Here is an 18097-nt window from a genome sequence, read left to right as displayed (position 1 = left end):
AGGGTTTCAATTACAATTGAAACCCTTTATTTTTTTATCAATAATGCTACATTATCTTTCAAACATCATTTCCACCAATACATTCCAATTTGCCTTTGAAACATCATCTTTTGCAAGCTCACTCAATTTCCAGATGCGGATATAATTATATTTTACGACTTTATCTTTCAAATTAACTGTTGCTGTACCAAAAGAATAGGCATATTCACCACTATAAGCTCTTCCCACTTTTTCTGGTGTTGTGACGATATTAATTCGGGATTTCTTAAGATAAGCCAAAATATTTTTTTTACCTGCTATTGGTTGAATCCATGGAAAAAGAAGTTTAGCATCTTCATGCAAAAACTCTTTATAGCCCGTTTGGTTATCTGCTTTAAGAACAGTAGACAAAAGTTTATCTGTTTCAAAAACAATTTCTTTCCGTTGATCTAATCGTACCTGAGAACGATGTTTTAAATACCAAGCTTCACTGGGTTCGTAAAACTCTAAATCTGAAGCTTCAACCTTAGCTAAGCTTTCTACTTCAGCACGAATATCGACCAACCATTTTCCCTTTTTATTTCTCTTCCATACAGTCAAATATTGACCAAAACGCTTTCTGGCTCCTATTTTCTGGAATTCCATAGGCCCTGTTGTCACCCCAAAATCTTGGCTTTTTGAAACCATAGCTAATGTAGGTTCCCAAGTCAGCACATCAGGTATATTGGGTCTATTATTTAAGTAATTAAGCGCATTAACTTCAGAAGGGACAAAAAAATTCGATTCTTTATCGACAATTGATAAAAATGCTTGATGTGGTGTCGTTGTTTTAGAAATCAGTGCAGCATCTTTATCTGCATTGATTAAACTGCCAACTTTATCGGGTATTTGTCCATAAACCTGTGCAGAAATTGCACTCATGACGATTATTGCCGACAATCTATTCCATATATTCATGTAATGTCTTTTATTTGGACACTCTCTATCAAATCTTATTCCAAAGCGTCCCATCTTTGCTATCTTTCAATTGGATGCCAACAGCATTCAACTCTTCTCGAATACGATCGGACGTAGCAAAATCTTTATTTTGCTTAGCGCCATCACGTAATTTGATGACAATTTTCATAATCTCATCCAAGTTATCATTGCTCGAAATTTGATCATCTTGTAATCCAAGAATATCGAAAACAAAGTGTTGTAAAAATATTTTTAAATCCGCTAATGCTTGTTCACTTATAGTAGCTTTTCCATCGTAAATAGAATTGATTAAACGAACGATTTCAAATAATTCGGCTATTAAAATTGGACTATTGAAATCATCATCCATGGCAGCATAACATCGAGTACGAATATCTTCTATATCAACCGACGACTTACCTTTCGACGCTTTTAATTTATCCAATAAGCTAATTGCAGTCATTAACCGTTTGAATCCTTTATCCGCAGCATCCAATGCTTCATTTGAAAAATCCAATGTACTTCTATAATGTGCTTGTAACATAAAGAAACGTACCGCCATCGGTGAATATCCACGTTCTAATAAAGGATGGTCTCCTGTAAACAACTGATGCGGTAAGAATCCATTTCCAGACGATTTAGACATACGAGCACCATTTACGGTCAACATGTTCGTATGCATCCAATATTTCGCTGGAGCAGTATGATTACAAGCTTCTGACTGAGCAATTTCATTGGTATGGTGCGTTGCTGCTAAATCCATCCCTCCTCCATGAATATCAAACTGATCTCCTAAATATTTACGGCTCATTGCTGAACATTCAATATGCCAACCAGGAAAACCAACACTCCAAGGTGATGGCCATTGCATGATATGTTCAGGTTTTGCTTTAATCCAAAGCGCAAAATCTAACCGACCATGTTTTTCATCTTGTCCCCCTAGCTCACGTGTATTATTCAACATGTCCTCCAACTTACGATTCGTTAAAATAGTATAATCGTAATCTTTCACATATTTTTCCACATCAAAATATACAGTTCCATTAACTTCATAAGCATAACCATTCGCAATGATTTTTTGAACCATCTCGATCTGTTCAGAAATATGACCTGTTGCGGTTGGCTCTATACTTGGAGGTAATGTATTGAATAAACGTAAGACATCATGAAAACCAATCGTATATTTCTGAACGATTTCCATGGGTTCCAATTGTTCCAATTTTGCCTTTTTTGCAAATTTATCATCTCCTTCGTCATTATCACCTTCTAAGTGACCTGCATCTGTAATATTACGCACATAACGGACTTTAAAACCTAAATGCTTTAAATAACGAAAGATCAAATCAAAAGAAACAAAGGTTCTACAGTTTCCAAGATGCACATCACTGTATACCGTAGGCCCACAAACATACATCCCTACTAAAGAGGGATGTAATGGTTGAAATTTTTCTTTCTTACGAGTAAGGGTATTATATAAATAAAGATTGTTTTCCATATCTAGAAAATATCACTTTCTATTTTTGTCTAAAATATATTTGCACAGGAACACCTTCAAAATCGAAGTGTTCACGTAGTTTATTTTCAATATAACGTTTGTATGGATCTTTCACATACTGAGGAAGGTTACAGAAAAACGCAAACATGGGTGTACGACCAGGTAATTGCGTGACATATTTTACTTTGATATATTTTCCTTTTAATGCGGGTGGAGGATAATTTTCAATCACCTGTAACATCACTTCATTTAATTTTGAAGTTGGTATTTTTTTCGTTTTATTCTCATAAACTTTTGCTGCCACCTCTAATGTTTTGAAAATACGTTGTTTTTCCGTTACCGAAGTAAAGACAATAGGTATATCTGTGAAAGGTGCTATTTTCTCTTTGATACGCGCTTCAAACTCTTTCATGGTTTTGTTGTCTTTTTCAATGGTATCCCATTTGTTGACAACAATCACAATCCCTTTTCTATTTTTTTCAGCTAAATGGAAGATATTAATATCTTGTGCTTCGATTCCATCATTGGCATCTAACATTAAAAGGACCACATCCGAATCTTCTAATGCTTTGATCGTACGCATTACGGAGTAGAACTCAATATCTTCATTTACTTTAGATTTGCGTCTCAATCCTGCTGTATCAATCAATAAGAACTCATGTCCAAATTGATTATAATGAATACGAATCGAATCACGTGTTGTACCTGCTATCGGTGTTACAATATTACGATCTACACCCAATAATGCATTTGTTAAAGATGATTTACCAACATTCGGACGACCTACGATCGTATATTTTGGTAATGTGGTATCATCTTCTACTTCTTCTTCAAAATTTGAGACTACAGCATCTAATAGCTCCCCTGTTCCAGAGCCAGTAGCTGAAGATACGTTATAAATTTCACCCAATCCAAAAGCATAAAATTCTGCAGAATCATGGTGTAATTTAGCATGGTCAACTTTATTTGCGGCAACATATACCGGTTTAGAACTTCTTCTTAAAAGATCTGCGATTTCATCATCCAAATCAGTAATTCCTGTTGTTACATCCACCATAAATACGATAACAGATGCTTCTTCTATGGCAATATGAACTTGGTCACGAATTGCTTCTTCAAAGATATCATCCGAACCATGGACGAATCCCCCAGTATCAATTACTGTAAATTTCTTTCCTATCCATTCTGCCGTTTCATAGTGACGGTCACGTGTCACTCCACTAAAGTCATCAACAATAGCTTTTCTACTCTCCGTCAGACGATTAAAAAGCGTGGATTTCCCAACATTTGGACGACCTACAATTGCAACAATATTTGCCATATTTTTACTCTATATATTATGCTCGTTACCTCACGGCAACTTATTTAAATACAATTTTACTCAGTGGGCAAAGTTACGCATTATACCTGGTATTTTTGGAAACCAATCTAATCTTATCGTAAACAAATAAGATTTGTTAACTGATCATTATAAACGAGCTATTTCAACTCATAAGCATAGAGATCGAATAAAAATTTTAATCGATACCTGCTTGCGAATTTAATTTCACAAAAAAAGCTTTGCAAAATTGCAAAGCTTTTTTTACTCTTTATAGTCTTTGAACAGTGACCCTATTGAGTAGGATTCTGTGTTAATGTTCCTGGATACGAATTAATCGCACTCTGAGGAATAAAGTATACCACACGGAAATCTGTTGGTGCAATATTTTCAAACTGACTATGAGGTCCTGGATATTGACGTGTCAATGGTTCACCATTACGAAATACATCATAACTACGCTCTGCTTGATAAGCCAATTCGAGTTCACGCTCTTTATCAATTAATTTGCTTGCATTTGAAGCATTCAAAGCAGCATATCCACCATTCACAATTGAACGTGTTCTAATGGTATTTAAATCCGTTAAGGCTGCGCTATAATTACCAAGTTTAGCATTTGCTTCCGCGCGATTAAGATAAATTTCTCCTAATCTACTGATAACCGGAGAATGCAATTGTGAATTCTCTCCTTCTCGAGAACATTTTGTGATATAGAATTGAGGATATACACGGTTTAGTGTGATATAGTAATCTAATACACCATTATATGTTTTACCATCTTTATATTGAATTTTATACGTTCCTTGACTTGCATCAATTGGTGTTAGCGTATAGGTATCCGTTCCATCTTTACATGTAATCGTGTTTCCATTACGCGTAACTGTTGCTTGCACATAATTTAAAATGTCAGGACCATCTTGCTTGATAAAACGGAAAACTTCCGTATAATTTCCTGTTTTTTCGTCTTGAGAGTAGGTAGGTTCAATAAATGCTGCACGAGCATCCACAATAGAATAGCTATCTGGACGCCAATCATTACGACCAGTTTCATTTAGCAAATCTATATATTTTGCACTCGCATACATCTCACCCCAGCCCATACCACCAATATTGGAATACATACCGCCAATACCATAATAATGGTCATCTCCAGAAAATTCTGAGGCAACTCTTTTAATTGCAAAAATCGTTTCTGCATTGTTCTCTGGCGTAAACGTATTATACTTCATGAATTGATCCCTAGCAAGTAGTGAATACTGACCTGAATTAATTACTTTATCGGCGTATTCCACGGCAAGTTTTGCATATTCGGCATTAGGTGATTTGTAAGTACCACTCATATACAGATAAACACGAGATAACATGGCTTGCGCAGCTCCTTTTGAAGCATAGATATGTCCTTTATTAATAGTCAATAGAGACTCTGCTTTCTTTAAATCACTAATTGCTTGTTCGTACGTTTGTTTAACTGTTGAACGATCAGGTAAATTAAGATCATTAAAGACATCATCTGGAGTTCCATTTACAATAGGCACACCTAAATTTGTTTCTGGATTTTGATAATAAGGACGTCCATAAGCACGGCAGAGGTAGAAGTACATCATTCCTCTTATATAGTAACACTCACCTAACTGATTATCTTTATCAGTGCCTTGTCCTTCTTTAACCATTTTGATGACATTGGAAGCCTGTGCAATCGCCTTATATCCTGAGTCCCAGAAACTTGATAAACGTCCATTATTTGGTGTACGCGCATAGGAGATAAACTCATAAAATGCATCCGTAGAAGAACCTCGTATCATCATATTGTCGCCGGCATACTCACCCGCACGGTGCATCGGATCTGACCAAGCTTTCAATTGTGCGTACGTACCATTAATCATGGCATCTGGATTATTAACAATATTTTCCGAATCCAGAGATCCATAAGGTAAACGGTCAATATCGCATGATGTAACTGTAGCTGCTGCTAATAGTACAAATAGTATCTTTTTCATAAAATTTTCTTCCTGTTTTAACTAAAATGTCACATTAAGACCAAACATAAATTTCCGGGTTGCAGGATACACAGAAGGACCTGCTGAACCTAAAACAGCGCCTGAATCTTCATTAATTGAAATTTCTGGATCTACACCAGAATATTTCGTAATGGTGAACAAGTTCTCACCTGCGAAAAATACACGCACATTCTTAATATGATATTGATCTAACTTAAAATTATAGCCCAATGTCAATGAACGCATTCTAAAGAAATCACTATCTTCTAAATAGCGCGTTGAGGTTGAATTTCCTTTATCGTTATTATTATACTTCGCTATTGGATGCGTTGCAACATCACCTGGTTTTTCCCAACGAGTCCATCCATCCTGCAATTTCATTTGATTCCTATCCGTATAAGTACCATCCGAATCATATTCTTGACGGGAGTAATTATAAATTTTACCTCCTATTGAATAACCAAATACGGCACTTAAATCAAATTGTTTGTAAGTAACTCCTGTATTGATACCTCCAAAAAGATCAGGAGATGCTTTTCCTGCTTTTTTCAAAGTCGCTTCCGAATACTTAGATGTTGTTGTTTGAGTCTCGTTTCCTTCTGCATCTTTTCCTACTTTATACCACATTGGTGCTCCATTGTCTGGATTTACACCTGCCCATATTGGCATGTAATAAGTATCAACAGGATAACCTGGATCTAAAACCCGACTTGCAGATCCTGCGATGCCCAAACCATCTCCTATGATAATTGGTTTAACGATATAATTACCACTAGCATCTCTACTCTTATACAATTCTGTTAACTTATTCTTGTTATGACCTAAATTGATATCCAAGCTCCAAGTCAAATCATTTTTTCGAATGATATCACCTCCCAACGTAAGCTCCACCCCTCTATTTTGCATTTTACCTATGTTCTTCCAGATAGCAGTTACACCTGTCAATCCACTTATAGGCACGTTATATAAAATATTGTCTGTTTTTTTATTATAATAATCTACACTGAATCTAGCGCGGTTATTAAATAAAGCGGCATCTACTCCTACTCCACTAGTAAATGTACGCTCCCAAGTAAGATCCTTATTACCAATTTGACTAATTAGAGCCCCCGAATATTCATTGTAGCCTGATGTAGCGGATACAGAGTATAAACTATATTGTGGGTATAAAGAACTAGGGCGATTTCCAACAGAACCGTAAGATGCACGAAGTTTCAACGCATCAACCCAATCCGCTTTAAACCAACTTTCCCGATTGATATTCCATCCCCCACTTACAGAGAAGAAGTTACCATACTTCGCATTATCTCCAAAATTTGAAGCACCATCGCGACGGAAAGACACTTGTCCTAAATATTTTCCATCATAAGCATAATTTGCATTTGATAATATAGATTGTACAGCCCATTCACTGATCCCACCTTTCGTACGCTCGGGTTTGGCAACTACATCCAAAACTTCAAATCCAGGAATAAAGCCAGTTCCATATACATCTAATGTTTTTGTCCAATAATCATTAAATTCATATGCTGCTAGACCAGTTAAAGCGTGTTTACCCCAAGTTTTATTAAAACGCAAGATTTGATTGGTATAACGACGCGCATATTCCGAACGATAATCTGTTAAACGCCCTTGTACACTTTCTCCTCCATTTGAACGAGGATCTGTATAACCCGCTGCCGAAAAGGTATTATAACGATAATTATTTACAGATGAGAATGTTAACCAATTGGTGAATTTGATATCAAAATCCATACTTCCATTAAACTCATAGTTGGTATTCGCTGCATGATCCCATTGCAAATCGTAAAGATAATTCGTGCTAGCACTGTTTACCCAACCACTATAGCGATGAGGAACCAGATTACCATCTGTATCAAACGGACTATCCCAAGGAAAGTTCGAGTACATAGCAGTTGTTGAATACTGCTTATCTTCAACACCACGACGAGCTCCAACTATAGTTGGTTTAATTGTTAACCATTCAAATGGTTTATAAACTGTATTGAGACGGAAATTATAGCGATCAAAGTCATAGCCCTTTACAGCACCGACCTCATTATAATAGCCCAATGACATAAATGATTGCAATTTCTCAGTACCACCTTGAATCGAAAGGTTATGATTTTGAGTAAAACCATTTTTAGTTGCCAATTTCCACCAATCAAAATCACTATTTCTCAAGTCTTCGTTCCAACGAGGAAATTTAATACTACTGGCATTTGCAAAAGAAGCATAGTAATCATACAATTCTGCTCCATTCATCATTTCCAAATTACCATTGGTCAATTGGTTAAATCCCATCTTTGTAGAAAAATTTATGGCTGTTTTTTGTGCAGATGGATTTTTTGTTGTTACCACAACAACACCATTTGCTCCTTGGGAACCATATATAGCGGTTGATGCAGCATCTTTCAAGATCGTTAAAGATGCAATATCATCTGGATTTAAATCGCCAGCACTTGATCCAACAATAACGCCATCGATTACCCATAATGGACTAGTTGTGCCACTTAAAGTTGCCTGTCCACGTATGACAACACCCCCTCTTGCACCTGGCCTCCCTGTACCAGGAGCAACATATACTCCTGCAGCTTTTCCATTTAGCATATTTTCCACTGAAGGTGACGTCACATCTCTTAGTTTGTCTCCTTTCACCGTTTGCAAAGCACCTGTTAAACTTTCTTTTTTCTGCTGTGTTCCATAACCTACAATAACCACTTCTTCAAGCGACTCATTAGATTCTTCAAGTGTCACATTCAAAGTTGCACTTTGCACAAGCTTCTCAACTTTATTAAAGCCAATAGCAGAAAAAACCAGGGTTTGTCCTGTTTTAACATTCAAAGAATAATAACCATTTTTATCTGTTGAGGTTGCAATTGTTGAATTTTCTTTCACATAAATGGTTACACCACTTAATGGACCAGAACTGGAGCTGACAGAGCCAGATACACTCTGTTGAAAATTATTATTTGTTAAGCTAATTAAATCACCAGAATGATTTGCTTGCGCCATATTTGGAGCTACAAGTGCCAACATTAATGCTGACGTTACGGGATAAAAATTAGCTACAAAAAAAGGTTTTGTAACTTTGTTTTTCATGTACTTAATATTAAGATAATCAGTAGATTAGTAAATTATCACAATTTATATTGTGCAAATTACTTTAAAGATTTCTTAATTTAAATTTAATATGAAACGAAATCGGTTGCGTAATTTTACGCAATCGGTTGTTTAGCTTATTAAAAATATTATTGATCACAAAGGAAAGGAGTATGCATAATTTATACCAGATCTTTTAGGTCCGTCTGATTGATATAGCATATAAAAAACAAGTCTTCTGGAAGAAGAAACACAAAAATAAAAGCAATTAAAATAGCTTTGTCTTAAAAAAAAAGAAAACCCTCAGTTTTTGACTAAAGGTTCCTTATAGTAGCGGGAATCAGACTCGAACTGATGACCTTCGGGTTATGAGCCCGACGAGCTACCAACTGCTCCATCCCGCAATGTATTTTTAATGTCTTAGAAGTCCGTGTCTTTCAACGGACTCTTTTAGTAGCGGGAATCAGACTCGAACTGATGACCTTCGGGTTATGAGCCCGACGAGCTACCAACTGCTCCATCCCGCAATGTGTTTTTAATGTCTTAGCGTCCATGTCTTTCAACGGACGCTTTTTAGTAGCGGGAATCAGACTCGAACTGATGACCTTCGGGTTATGAGCCCGACGAGCTACCAACTGCTCCATCCCGCAATGTATTTTTAATGTCTTAGCGTCCATGTCTTTCAATGGACTCTTTTAGTAGCGGGAATCAGACTCGAACTGATGACCTTCGGGTTATGAGCCCGACGAGCTACCAACTGCTCCATCCCGCAATATATTTTTGATCAATCAGGCTTTTTAACAAAGAAAAGCAAGATATCTTTACCTCCGAATTGGAGCACAAAGATATATTTTGTTTCTTTGTAATCCTAATTAAATTTTAAAAAATGTCGCATAAAGCAGGATTCGTAAGTATCATTGGAAAACCTAATGCAGGTAAGTCTACACTAATGAACGCTTTAGTGGGTGAAAAGATGTCAATCATCACTCCTAAAGCCCAAACAACCAGACACCGCATTATCGGAATCGTCAATGATGAAGAGCATCAGATTGTCTTTTCAGACACTCCGGGCATCATCAAGCCGAACTATTCTCTTCAAGAATCAATGATGAATTTTGTCCAAGGATCACTCATTGATGCGGACATTATTTTATTTGTTACAGATATCAATGAAAAATATGATGAAAATGATGTGATCGAAAAATTAAAGAAAACAGATTCACCAGTCGCTGTTTTAATTAACAAAATTGATAAATCAATAGAAGAAGAAGTGATGGCCAAGGTCGCTTTCTGGAAAGAAACACTTAATCCTGAAGTTATTTTTGCCATATCAGCACTACTTAATCATAATGTTACAGGCGTTATGGAGTATATAAAAGAAAAACTACCTGTCCATGCTCCTTATTATGAGAAAGATGAATTGACTGACAAATCCATGCGATTCTTTGTTTCGGAAATGATTCGTGAAAAAATATTCAAGCTTTATGATAAAGAAATTCCTTATAGTACGGAAGTTATTGTTACCTCATATAAAGAAGAACCTAAAATCACTAGAATTGCTGCAGAGATAATCGTTGAACGGGACTCTCAAAAGAATATTATCATTGGTAAAGCAGGCTCCATGATTAAGAAAGTTGGCACTTATGCGCGTCAGGATATAGAAGAGTTCATCGGTAAAAAAGTATTCCTAGAGGTTTTTGTAAAAGTAATTCCAGATTGGAGAAGTAAAAAGAATTACTTAAAACGATTTGGCTACGACGATTAATACTATCAAAATAAATAAAAGAGCCTCAACAATCGAAGAAGATTTTTGAGGCTCTTTTATCTTATGCCCCAGAACGATTGAAATGGGTTAAAAGTGCTTGAAGTTGTTTCAAATTTAATATACTTTTCAACTCTTCTTCTGATGCTTCTTTTACTTTTTTAACGGACTTAAAAGTCGTTAACAATCTTTCAACAGTCGTTTTTCCTATACCTGGAATCTCTTCTAATTCGGAAACAAAAGTTTTACGACTACGCTGATTACGATGGAAAGTTATCCCGAATCGGTGAGCTTCATCACGTAAATGTTGAATGATCTTGAGCGTTTCTGATTTTTTATCTAAATAAAGTGGATATTGATCGCCCGGATAGTACAACTCTTCTAACCGTTTTGCGATACCAATGACGGTTACTTGCTTCTCGATACCGAGTAGCCTTAAACTTTTCAATGCAGCACCCAATTGACCTTTACCCCCATCAATAATAATCAATTGAGGCAAACCTGTTCCTTCTTCTAAAACGCGCTTATACCGCCTATAAACAGCCTCTTCCATCGTTGCAAAATCATTGGGTCCCACAACTGTTTTCACATTAAAATGTCGATAATCTTTTTTTGAAGGTTTTGCATCCTTAAATACGACAATAGCCGAGACAGGATAACTACCTTGTATATTGGAATTATCAAAACACTCAATATGTTGTGGTAATACATTTAGTCGTAAATCCTTCTTCATCTGTGTCAGGATACGCTCAACACGTAAGTCAGGGTTCAACTTTTCATATTGCAATAAACGTTCCTTCTTAAAGAATGCCACATTCTTTAACGATAGATCTAATAATTTGCGTTTCTCACCTAGCTTAGGTATGGTAAATTTAATTTGCTCATTCTCCTGAATACCCAATTCAAAAGGAACAATAATCTCTCTGGATAGACTTTTAAATCGATCACGAATTTCTGGAATAGCCAATGCAAGCAGCTCTTGTTCGGTCTCGTCCAAACGCCGCTTCATTTCTACGGTTTGCGTCTGGATAATAACCCCATTCATCACTTTTAAATAGTTAACAAATGCATATCCTTCGTCCGATGCAATACTGAAGACATCAACATTACTAATCGAAGAATTAACAACCGTAGACTTACTTTGATAGGCATCTAGTTTATCCAACTTCATTTTAAACAGATGAGCCTTTTCAAAGTTCATATCGGAAACTGCTAGTTGCATTTCCTCTTTGATGCGGTTCGTAACAACCGCAATCTTACCATTCAAAATATCTTTAATATCATTCAGATTTTGATCATAATCTTCTTCCGATTGATATCCTTCACATGGACCTTTACAATTTCCAATTTGATATTCCAGGCAGATCTTAAACTTTCCTTTGGCAATATTCTCCTGGGTCAAAGCTAAGTTACAGGTACGCAACGGAAATAAGTCTCGAATGACATCCAACACGATATGCATCATTCCTGTAGATGCATAAGGGCCATAATAGCGAGAACCATCTTTGATATATCTACGCGTCCAAAAAACACGGGGAAACCTTTCGTTTTTAATAACAATCCAAGGATAGGTTTTATCGTCTTTTAGTAAGACATTATATTTAGGCTTATGTTTTTTTATCAGTGAATTTTCGAGCAACCAGGCATCTACTTCTGTATCCACAATCGTAAAAGCAATACGATTAATTTGGCGCACTAAAACACGTGTCTTTCCATTCAGCTGCGTTTCATTAACAAAATAGGAACTTACGCGATTTCTTAAATCTTTGGCTTTACCAATATAAATTAATACATCATGTCTATCAAAATATTGATAAACACCTGCCTTATGAGGAATTCTCTTGAGTTCTTCTTTATAATCAAACACGTTCATTCTCAATAAATAAGCCAGATAACAAATTTCGAAAAACTCTATTACCTGGCTACATTTTTATATTTTAATTTATTTTAAAACCCTAATCGATCATCATTCAAGTTTGACTCTGCACCTGTACTATCGGCACTTGAACCTCCTCCACCACCTCCCCAATATTTCGAGCAGTCAACAACACGGGTCAAGCCACCTTCAGGAAGTTCAAAATCTCCTTTTGTATAATTTAGATTTTTATCTGCATATACTTTCTGCATATATAAAGCAAATACAGGCATTGCTGCTGCAGCTCCCTGACCGTCTTGCATATTTTCAAAGCTTACTCCACGATCTTCAGCACCTGTCCATACGCCAGAAACGAGCTCTGGTGTTACACCTATAAACCAAGCATCGGAATTATCATTCGTTGTACCTGTTTTTCCACCAATAGGATTTGTTAAATGGTATTTCCACTGAATACGTCTTGCTGTTCCTTTGGAAACAACACCTTTTAGCATATTAACGATAATATAAGCAGACTCACTGTTTAAAGCTTTAACAACTTTTGGAGCTTTTTCATAAATAGGCGTTCCATTTTTATCTTCTATTCTCAAAATCGCGTTCGGTTCTATCCATGTTCCATGATTGACAAAAGCAGAATAAGCACCCACCATATCAAACACAGAAGCTTCATAAGCGCCAAGCGAAATGGAAGGAAAATTAGGTACATCACTAGTAATTCCCATTCTTTTGGTTAATGCAGCTACTGCTTCAGGTGTTACCTGATTAATTAAATAAGCTGTTGCATAATTTTGAGATAAAGCTAAGGCATTTCCTAATGTAATGGGGTTACCACCATCCGCTTTTCCTCTTGGTGTCCAAGTACCATATGTTTGTTGATAATTCGGAATACTATAACAAGGAGAATATCCATTATCTATTGCAACTGCATAGGTGAAAGGTTTTGCTGTTGACCCCACTTGACGAGTTCCCATTTTTACCTGATCATACTTGAAATGTTCAAAATTAATTCCTCCAACCCAAGCTTTAATATGTCCTGTTTTTGGTTCCATGGACATCATGGCATTACGAAGCATCAATTTGTTGTATCGAATGGAATCCAGAGGACTCATAACTGTATCTACAGAACCTCTCCAAGTGAAAATAGACATCGGTACTTTTTCCTTAAAAGCTTTTCTAATTTCTTCTTCTGAGAGACCATTATCTTTCAATACCCGATAACGTTCAGAGCGTCTCATACCCGTTGTTAACAACTTCGCATTGTCTCCTTTAAACGCATCTCTATTTTTCCACTGCGCATTAAATTTAACTTGCAAAGATTTCATCCATTCTTTTTGCGCCTCTTCAGCATATTGCTGCATCGACATGTTGATCGTTGTATAGATCTTTAATCCATCACGATCCAAATCATAAGGCGTACCGTCAGATCTCGTGATCGATAGACGGGCAAATTCTTTTTTGATTTCCTCTTTTAATACTGCACGAAAGTAAGGGGCTAGTCCCTCTCCATAATTTGCAATTTTCAATTGCAAGCCAAGTGGTTTAGCTTGCGCATTGGTTTCTTCTTCGGCAGTAATGAAGTTTCCTTGATTCATGTTATCAAGAACCGTATTTCGACGTGCTAATGCATTCTTGGGATAACGGACAGGAGAATATACACCTGGACCTTTTAACATACCGACCAATAAAGCGGCCTGATCCATCGTTAACTTATCCGGAGTTGTATTAAAATAGGTACGCGCCGCAGATTTAATACCATATGTATTGTAAGCTCCAAAATCCACCGTATTAAAATACATGGTAATAATTTCCTCTTTGGTATAATTCCGTTCCAATCGAACTGCGGTAACCCATTCCTGGAATTTTTGGATGATACGCTTAGGAGCACTTTTGGCACGTCCATCAGAAAAAAGATTCAGTGCCAATTGTTGCGTAATCGTACTACCCCCTTGTTTATTACCCGTCAATGTATGAAAGATCACGGTAAAAGTACGGAGATAATCGATCCCTGAATGATCATAGAAACGTTTATCTTCCGTTGAAATCAGTGCTTGAACCAGATAAGGTGACAATTCACTGTACTTAACGTTTGATCTATTCTGAATATAATAAGTCCCTAAAACTTTATTATCTTCTGTAATAACTTCAGATGCTAAATTACTTTTAGGATTTTCTAAATCACTAAAAGAAGGTAGTTTACCCAATAACCCTATACGAACACTCAATATAAATAGAAAGCCAAAAGCTATTATTCCAATAATAAATTTCCAGAAATTACGCGTATAACGCTTGATATCTTCCTGATTTAGTTGATTTTTTTTTGATTCTCTCCTCATTGAACCTTATTCTTTCTCAATTTGATCTTATAAACTTAACAACAAATGCTCTACGCTACACATCAGATAATGTGCCAAAGAGTATATGCATGACAACAAAGATATTACAAATATTCTGAGGAATCTTCATTAGACAGCACATCATTAAAAATATTATGCTACAATTTTCTACTATAATAGAAATTCTATTCAGGAATGGTCTAAAAAAGCTAAAAAATTATTTATAACAATTTAAGAATTGACAGGATAATATTGTTTTATTTCAACGTTGAATCATAACATGAGCTGTTTAAAATTCATCCAATAGAAGTGTAAGACTAATAATTTCCTTTATTTAAATATATAAGTACCTTCCGTTTAGATGGACAACTATTAAACTTTCTCGATCAGACAAACAGCATATGCAACAACACCTTCTTCTCGACCTACAAATCCCATAGTTTCATTGGTAGTTGCTTTGATGGATATATCATCGATATCCAAGCCTGTAGCTTCCGCTAGTTTTTCTTTCATCTGTCCGATATAGGGCTTAATCTTAGGAGCTTCTAAACACAACATCGCGTCTACATTTCCCAAACGATACCCTTTATCACGAATTAATTGAATACAATGTTTCAACAACACTAAACTGCTAATACCCTTCCATTGTGGATCTGTATTTGGAAAATGATAACCAATATCTTCCAAGTTAGCTGCGCCCAGTATGGCGTCACATATAGCATGCACCAAAACATCGGCATCAGAATGTCCAAAAGCCCCCGCATGATGATCTAGTTCAACCCCACCGACTATAAATGGGTGTCCTTCTTTTATTTGATGTACATCAAAACCAAAACCAACTTTTATCTTCATAATAAGGCTAAGGTAACATTTTAAAATTTCTTAATGGAAATCACACTAGATAAAATATACAGCAATGAAGGCAAAAAAAATAGCGTCTAATTCTTTAGACGCTATTCATATTTTATTAAAAGCTTTGCAATTAAACTGTTGTTTCTTCCTCTATGGGTGCAAATTGATCAAAAAGATCATTGAACGCATCATAATCTTCATCACCATTGGGTTCAAAGACTTGAATTCCCTTTTCGTGTGCATAAGCTAAAATTTCAGGATTAACACCAGTCTCAGCCACAATAGCAACATCTGTAAAATCCAATGCTCCTTTATAGATATTGACATAGCTACCGTCACTGTAGGAAGTAACATCATCATTTGTCAAAGCCCCTTCCGGAGCGATTTCTCTATATTTATTCCCTAAAGTTCCAGAGAATTCCTCATTATACAAAGAATACATGACTTTAGCTCCTTTGAAAGTAGGATCATCTTTATAAGTCGTCTTTAAATAAGCTGGCACTAATGCTGAAAACCATCCGTGGCAATGCACCACATCTGGAGACCAACCTAATTTTTTTACCGTCTCCAATGCTCCTTTACAAAAGAACACAGAACGCTCATTGTTGTCTGCGAAAAATTCTCCATTCTCATCACGAAAAACTTTTTTCCGCTGAAAATAATCTTCATTATCCAAAAAGTAAACCTGCATACGTGCTGCAGGTAATGAAGCTACTTTAATGATTAGCGGATTGTCATTGTTATCCACCACTATGTTTAAGCCTGACAGACGAATTACTTCATGTAAACGATTTCTACGTTCATTGATATTACCAAAACGCGGCATTAGAATACGGATTTCAAAACCCTTCTCCTGCATAGCTTGTGGTAATTGACGCGTGATTTCAGAAATTTTAGTTAATTCGAGGAAAGGCGACATCTCGTGGGTTATAAACAATATCTTCGTTTTTGCCATCTCCAGTTTTATTTATTTATTTTTTATTAGAACAGTAAAATCGGTGTACAAAGATACACAAAATATCCCAAGAATACAATTCATTACAAATCATCGTTTTATAATCACAAATTAATTGCTCACTTTTGCTTCGTATTAAAATTTCTAAAAGTGAAAATTTTCAAGACTAAAAAGGAGCTACAGGATTATCTAGAAACTGAACGTGTCAACCTCAAAAAAATAGCACTTATCCCAACTATGGGAGCATTACATGAGGGACATATTTCATTATTGAACTATGCAAAACCGTTGTCTGACATCCGAGTGTGTAGTATTTTTGTTAATCCAACGCAATTCAACGACCCCAAAGATTTAGAAAAATACCCGAGACCGCTTGAGCAGGATATACAACTATTAGAAGCTGCCGATTGCGATGTTTTATTTTTACCTTCTGTCGCAGAAATGTATCCTGATCCTCAAGAGAAGTGGCATATCGATCTCAATGGATTAGATGAAATGTGGGAAGGTAAAATGAGACCCGGACATTTTCAAGGAGTGACACAAGTTGTTTACAAATTGTTCCATTTAGTTCAACCTGATATCGCTTGCTTTGGTCAAAAAGATTTTCAACAAGTCATGGTGATCCAACACATGATCAAAGAAAAAAACTTACCGATAACAATCGCTTTATGTCCTACTATTCGAGATAAAAATGGATTGGCACTAAGTTCAAGAAATATGCGTCTTTCTGCTAACGGTAAGACTCAGGCTTTAGCATTATCAAGCACATTACAATTTATAAAAGATAATTTTGCTATTCAACCCCTTGCTGAATTACAAGAACAAGCAAGTGACAAGTTGCAGCAAAGTGATGGCGTTTCTTTGGAATATTTAGCGATCTGCGAAACAACAACACTCCATCAAGCGAACGTAATTGAACCTGGAAAGAAATACGTTGCACTTGTTACCGCTTGGGTGGAAGATGTAAGACTCATTGACAACATGATTTTGAATTAATTGTCACAATATGCTTATTGACTTTATATTTTTACAAGAAAAATCTAACTTTGTCCGATGATTATAGAGGTAATGAAATCTAAAATCCACCGTGTCCGTGTTACACAAGCCGAACTGAATTACGTTGGCAGTATCACGATTGATGAGGATTTAATGGAAGCAGCAAATATTATTGCAAATGAAAAAGTTCAAATTGTTAATAATAATAACGGAGCCCGTTTAGAAACATACGTCATTCCAGGTAAAAGGGCTTCTGGTACGATTTGCTTAAATGGCGCGGCAGCAAGATTAGTTCAGGTTGGTGATATTGTGATTATCATTTCCTATGCACAAATGGAAATGGAAGAAGCAAAGAAACATGTTCCGAGCCTAGTTTTTCCAGATGACAATAATCAATTGATAAAATAATCTTACAAAAGCGAACTTTCAGTAGAAAGCTTCGTTTATTTTCAATAATTTTACAGCACTCGCTTTTTCG

At 36.1% G+C, this 18097-nt stretch carries 12 protein-coding genes and 4 tRNA genes; 3 read left to right on the top strand and 13 right to left on the bottom strand.

What is annotated here, in order from left to right; translation table 11 throughout:
- Positions 1-51: 51 nt before the first annotated feature.
- From LZQ00_RS00140 to LZQ00_RS00100, 9 genes are all read right to left on the bottom strand, one after another.
- The gene (locus LZQ00_RS00140; protein ID WP_234510760.1) at positions 52-936 is read right to left on the bottom strand and encodes a DUF4440 domain-containing protein; all 885 of its coding nucleotides are present in this window, start codon (positions 934-936) and stop codon (positions 52-54) included.
- A 28-nt stretch (positions 937-964) separates the two neighbouring features.
- The gene (gene cysS, locus LZQ00_RS00135; protein ID WP_234510758.1) at positions 965-2431 is read right to left on the bottom strand and encodes a cysteine--tRNA ligase; all 1467 of its coding nucleotides are present in this window, start codon (positions 2429-2431) and stop codon (positions 965-967) included.
- A gap of 19 nt (positions 2432-2450) precedes the next feature.
- On the bottom strand, positions 2451-3752 hold the full coding sequence (gene der, locus LZQ00_RS00130; RefSeq protein ID WP_234510756.1) for a ribosome biogenesis GTPase Der: 1302 nt from the start codon (positions 3750-3752) through the stop codon (positions 2451-2453).
- Positions 3753-4042: 290 nt separating this feature from the next.
- A complete protein-coding gene (locus LZQ00_RS00125) occupies positions 4043-5746 on the bottom strand; it encodes a RagB/SusD family nutrient uptake outer membrane protein (protein WP_234510754.1) in 1704 nt (567 codons plus the stop codon).
- Between the two features lie 21 nt (positions 5747-5767).
- Positions 5768-8848 (bottom strand): SusC/RagA family TonB-linked outer membrane protein, encoded by a 3081-nt coding sequence (locus tag LZQ00_RS00120; RefSeq protein WP_234510752.1) that lies wholly within the window; start codon positions 8846-8848, stop codon positions 5768-5770.
- A gap of 331 nt (positions 8849-9179) precedes the next feature.
- Positions 9180-9252: transfer RNA gene (locus LZQ00_RS00115), tRNA-Met, on the bottom strand.
- A gap of 50 nt (positions 9253-9302) precedes the next feature.
- Positions 9303-9375, bottom strand: a tRNA-Met gene (locus tag LZQ00_RS00110).
- 50 nt (positions 9376-9425) lie between these two features.
- Positions 9426-9498, bottom strand: a tRNA-Met gene (locus LZQ00_RS00105).
- A 49-nt stretch (positions 9499-9547) separates the two neighbouring features.
- A tRNA-Met gene (locus LZQ00_RS00100) sits at positions 9548-9620 on the bottom strand.
- Positions 9621-9734: 114 nt separating this feature from the next.
- Here LZQ00_RS00100 and era point away from each other — a divergent pair.
- On the top strand, positions 9735-10613 hold the full coding sequence (gene era / locus LZQ00_RS00095; protein WP_234510750.1) for a GTPase Era: 879 nt from the start codon (positions 9735-9737) through the stop codon (positions 10611-10613).
- 61 nt (positions 10614-10674) lie between these two features.
- On the opposite strand, the gene uvrC is transcribed toward era, so the two are convergent.
- The 4 genes from uvrC to LZQ00_RS00075 all read right to left on the bottom strand — a co-directional run bounded on the left by uvrC (position 10675) and on the right by LZQ00_RS00075 (position 16623).
- On the bottom strand, positions 10675-12483 hold the full coding sequence (gene uvrC / locus LZQ00_RS00090; RefSeq protein WP_234510748.1) for an excinuclease ABC subunit UvrC: 1809 nt from the start codon (positions 12481-12483) through the stop codon (positions 10675-10677).
- A gap of 74 nt (positions 12484-12557) precedes the next feature.
- On the bottom strand, positions 12558-14816 hold the full coding sequence (locus tag LZQ00_RS00085; RefSeq protein ID WP_234510746.1) for a transglycosylase domain-containing protein: 2259 nt from the start codon (positions 14814-14816) through the stop codon (positions 12558-12560).
- 372 nt (positions 14817-15188) lie between these two features.
- Positions 15189-15668: a 2-C-methyl-D-erythritol 2,4-cyclodiphosphate synthase gene (gene ispF, locus LZQ00_RS00080; protein ID WP_234510744.1), complete on the bottom strand. Its 480-nt coding sequence runs from the start codon at positions 15666-15668 to the stop codon at positions 15189-15191.
- Positions 15669-15798: 130 nt separating this feature from the next.
- Positions 15799-16623 carry a glycogen/starch synthase gene (locus tag LZQ00_RS00075; RefSeq protein WP_234510742.1) on the bottom strand — a complete coding sequence of 275 codons (825 nt, stop codon included), beginning with the start codon at positions 16621-16623 and terminating at the stop codon, positions 15799-15801.
- Positions 16624-16773: 150 nt separating this feature from the next.
- Between LZQ00_RS00075 and panC the strand changes: the two genes are divergently transcribed.
- Together panC and panD are read left to right on the top strand one after the other, a co-directional pair.
- Positions 16774-17619, top strand: a complete 846-nt coding sequence (gene panC, locus LZQ00_RS00070) for a pantoate--beta-alanine ligase (protein WP_234510740.1) — start codon at positions 16774-16776, stop codon at positions 17617-17619.
- A 57-nt stretch (positions 17620-17676) separates the two neighbouring features.
- Positions 17677-18027: an aspartate 1-decarboxylase gene (panD, locus tag LZQ00_RS00065; protein ID WP_234510738.1), complete on the top strand. Its 351-nt coding sequence runs from the start codon at positions 17677-17679 to the stop codon at positions 18025-18027.
- The last annotated feature ends 70 nt before the right edge of the window (positions 18028-18097 follow it).

The sequence above is a fragment of the Sphingobacterium sp. SRCM116780 genome, assembly GCF_021442025.1.
In the GTDB taxonomy this organism is placed as follows: domain Bacteria; phylum Bacteroidota; class Bacteroidia; order Sphingobacteriales; family Sphingobacteriaceae; genus Sphingobacterium.
The sequence above is the reverse complement of the archived record's forward strand: the minus strand, read 5'-3'. Positions and strand labels throughout refer to the sequence as shown.

Coding starts and splice junctions, on each gene's coding strand:
- LZQ00_RS00140 (WP_234510760.1), bottom strand. CDS start 936: ATGAATATATGGAATAGATTGTCGGCAATAATCGTCATGAGTGCAATT.
- cysS (WP_234510758.1), bottom strand. CDS start 2,431: ATGGAAAACAATCTTTATTTATATAATACCCTTACTCGTAAGAAAGAA.
- der (WP_234510756.1), bottom strand. CDS start 3,752: ATGGCAAATATTGTTGCAATTGTAGGTCGTCCAAATGTTGGGAAATCC.
- LZQ00_RS00125 (WP_234510754.1), bottom strand. CDS start 5,746: ATGAAAAAGATACTATTTGTACTATTAGCAGCAGCTACAGTTACATCA.
- LZQ00_RS00120 (WP_234510752.1), bottom strand. CDS start 8,848: ATGAAAAACAAAGTTACAAAACCTTTTTTTGTAGCTAATTTTTATCCC.
- era (WP_234510750.1), top strand. CDS start 9,735: ATGTCGCATAAAGCAGGATTCGTAAGTATCATTGGAAAACCTAATGCA.
- uvrC (WP_234510748.1), bottom strand. CDS start 12,483: ATGAACGTGTTTGATTATAAAGAAGAACTCAAGAGAATTCCTCATAAG.
- LZQ00_RS00085 (WP_234510746.1), bottom strand. CDS start 14,816: ATGAGGAGAGAATCAAAAAAAAATCAACTAAATCAGGAAGATATCAAG.
- ispF (WP_234510744.1), bottom strand. CDS start 15,668: ATGAAGATAAAAGTTGGTTTTGGTTTTGATGTACATCAAATAAAAGAA.
- LZQ00_RS00075 (WP_234510742.1), bottom strand. CDS start 16,623: ATGGCAAAAACGAAGATATTGTTTATAACCCACGAGATGTCGCCTTTC.
- panD (WP_234510738.1), top strand. CDS start 17,677: ATGATTATAGAGGTAATGAAATCTAAAATCCACCGTGTCCGTGTTACA.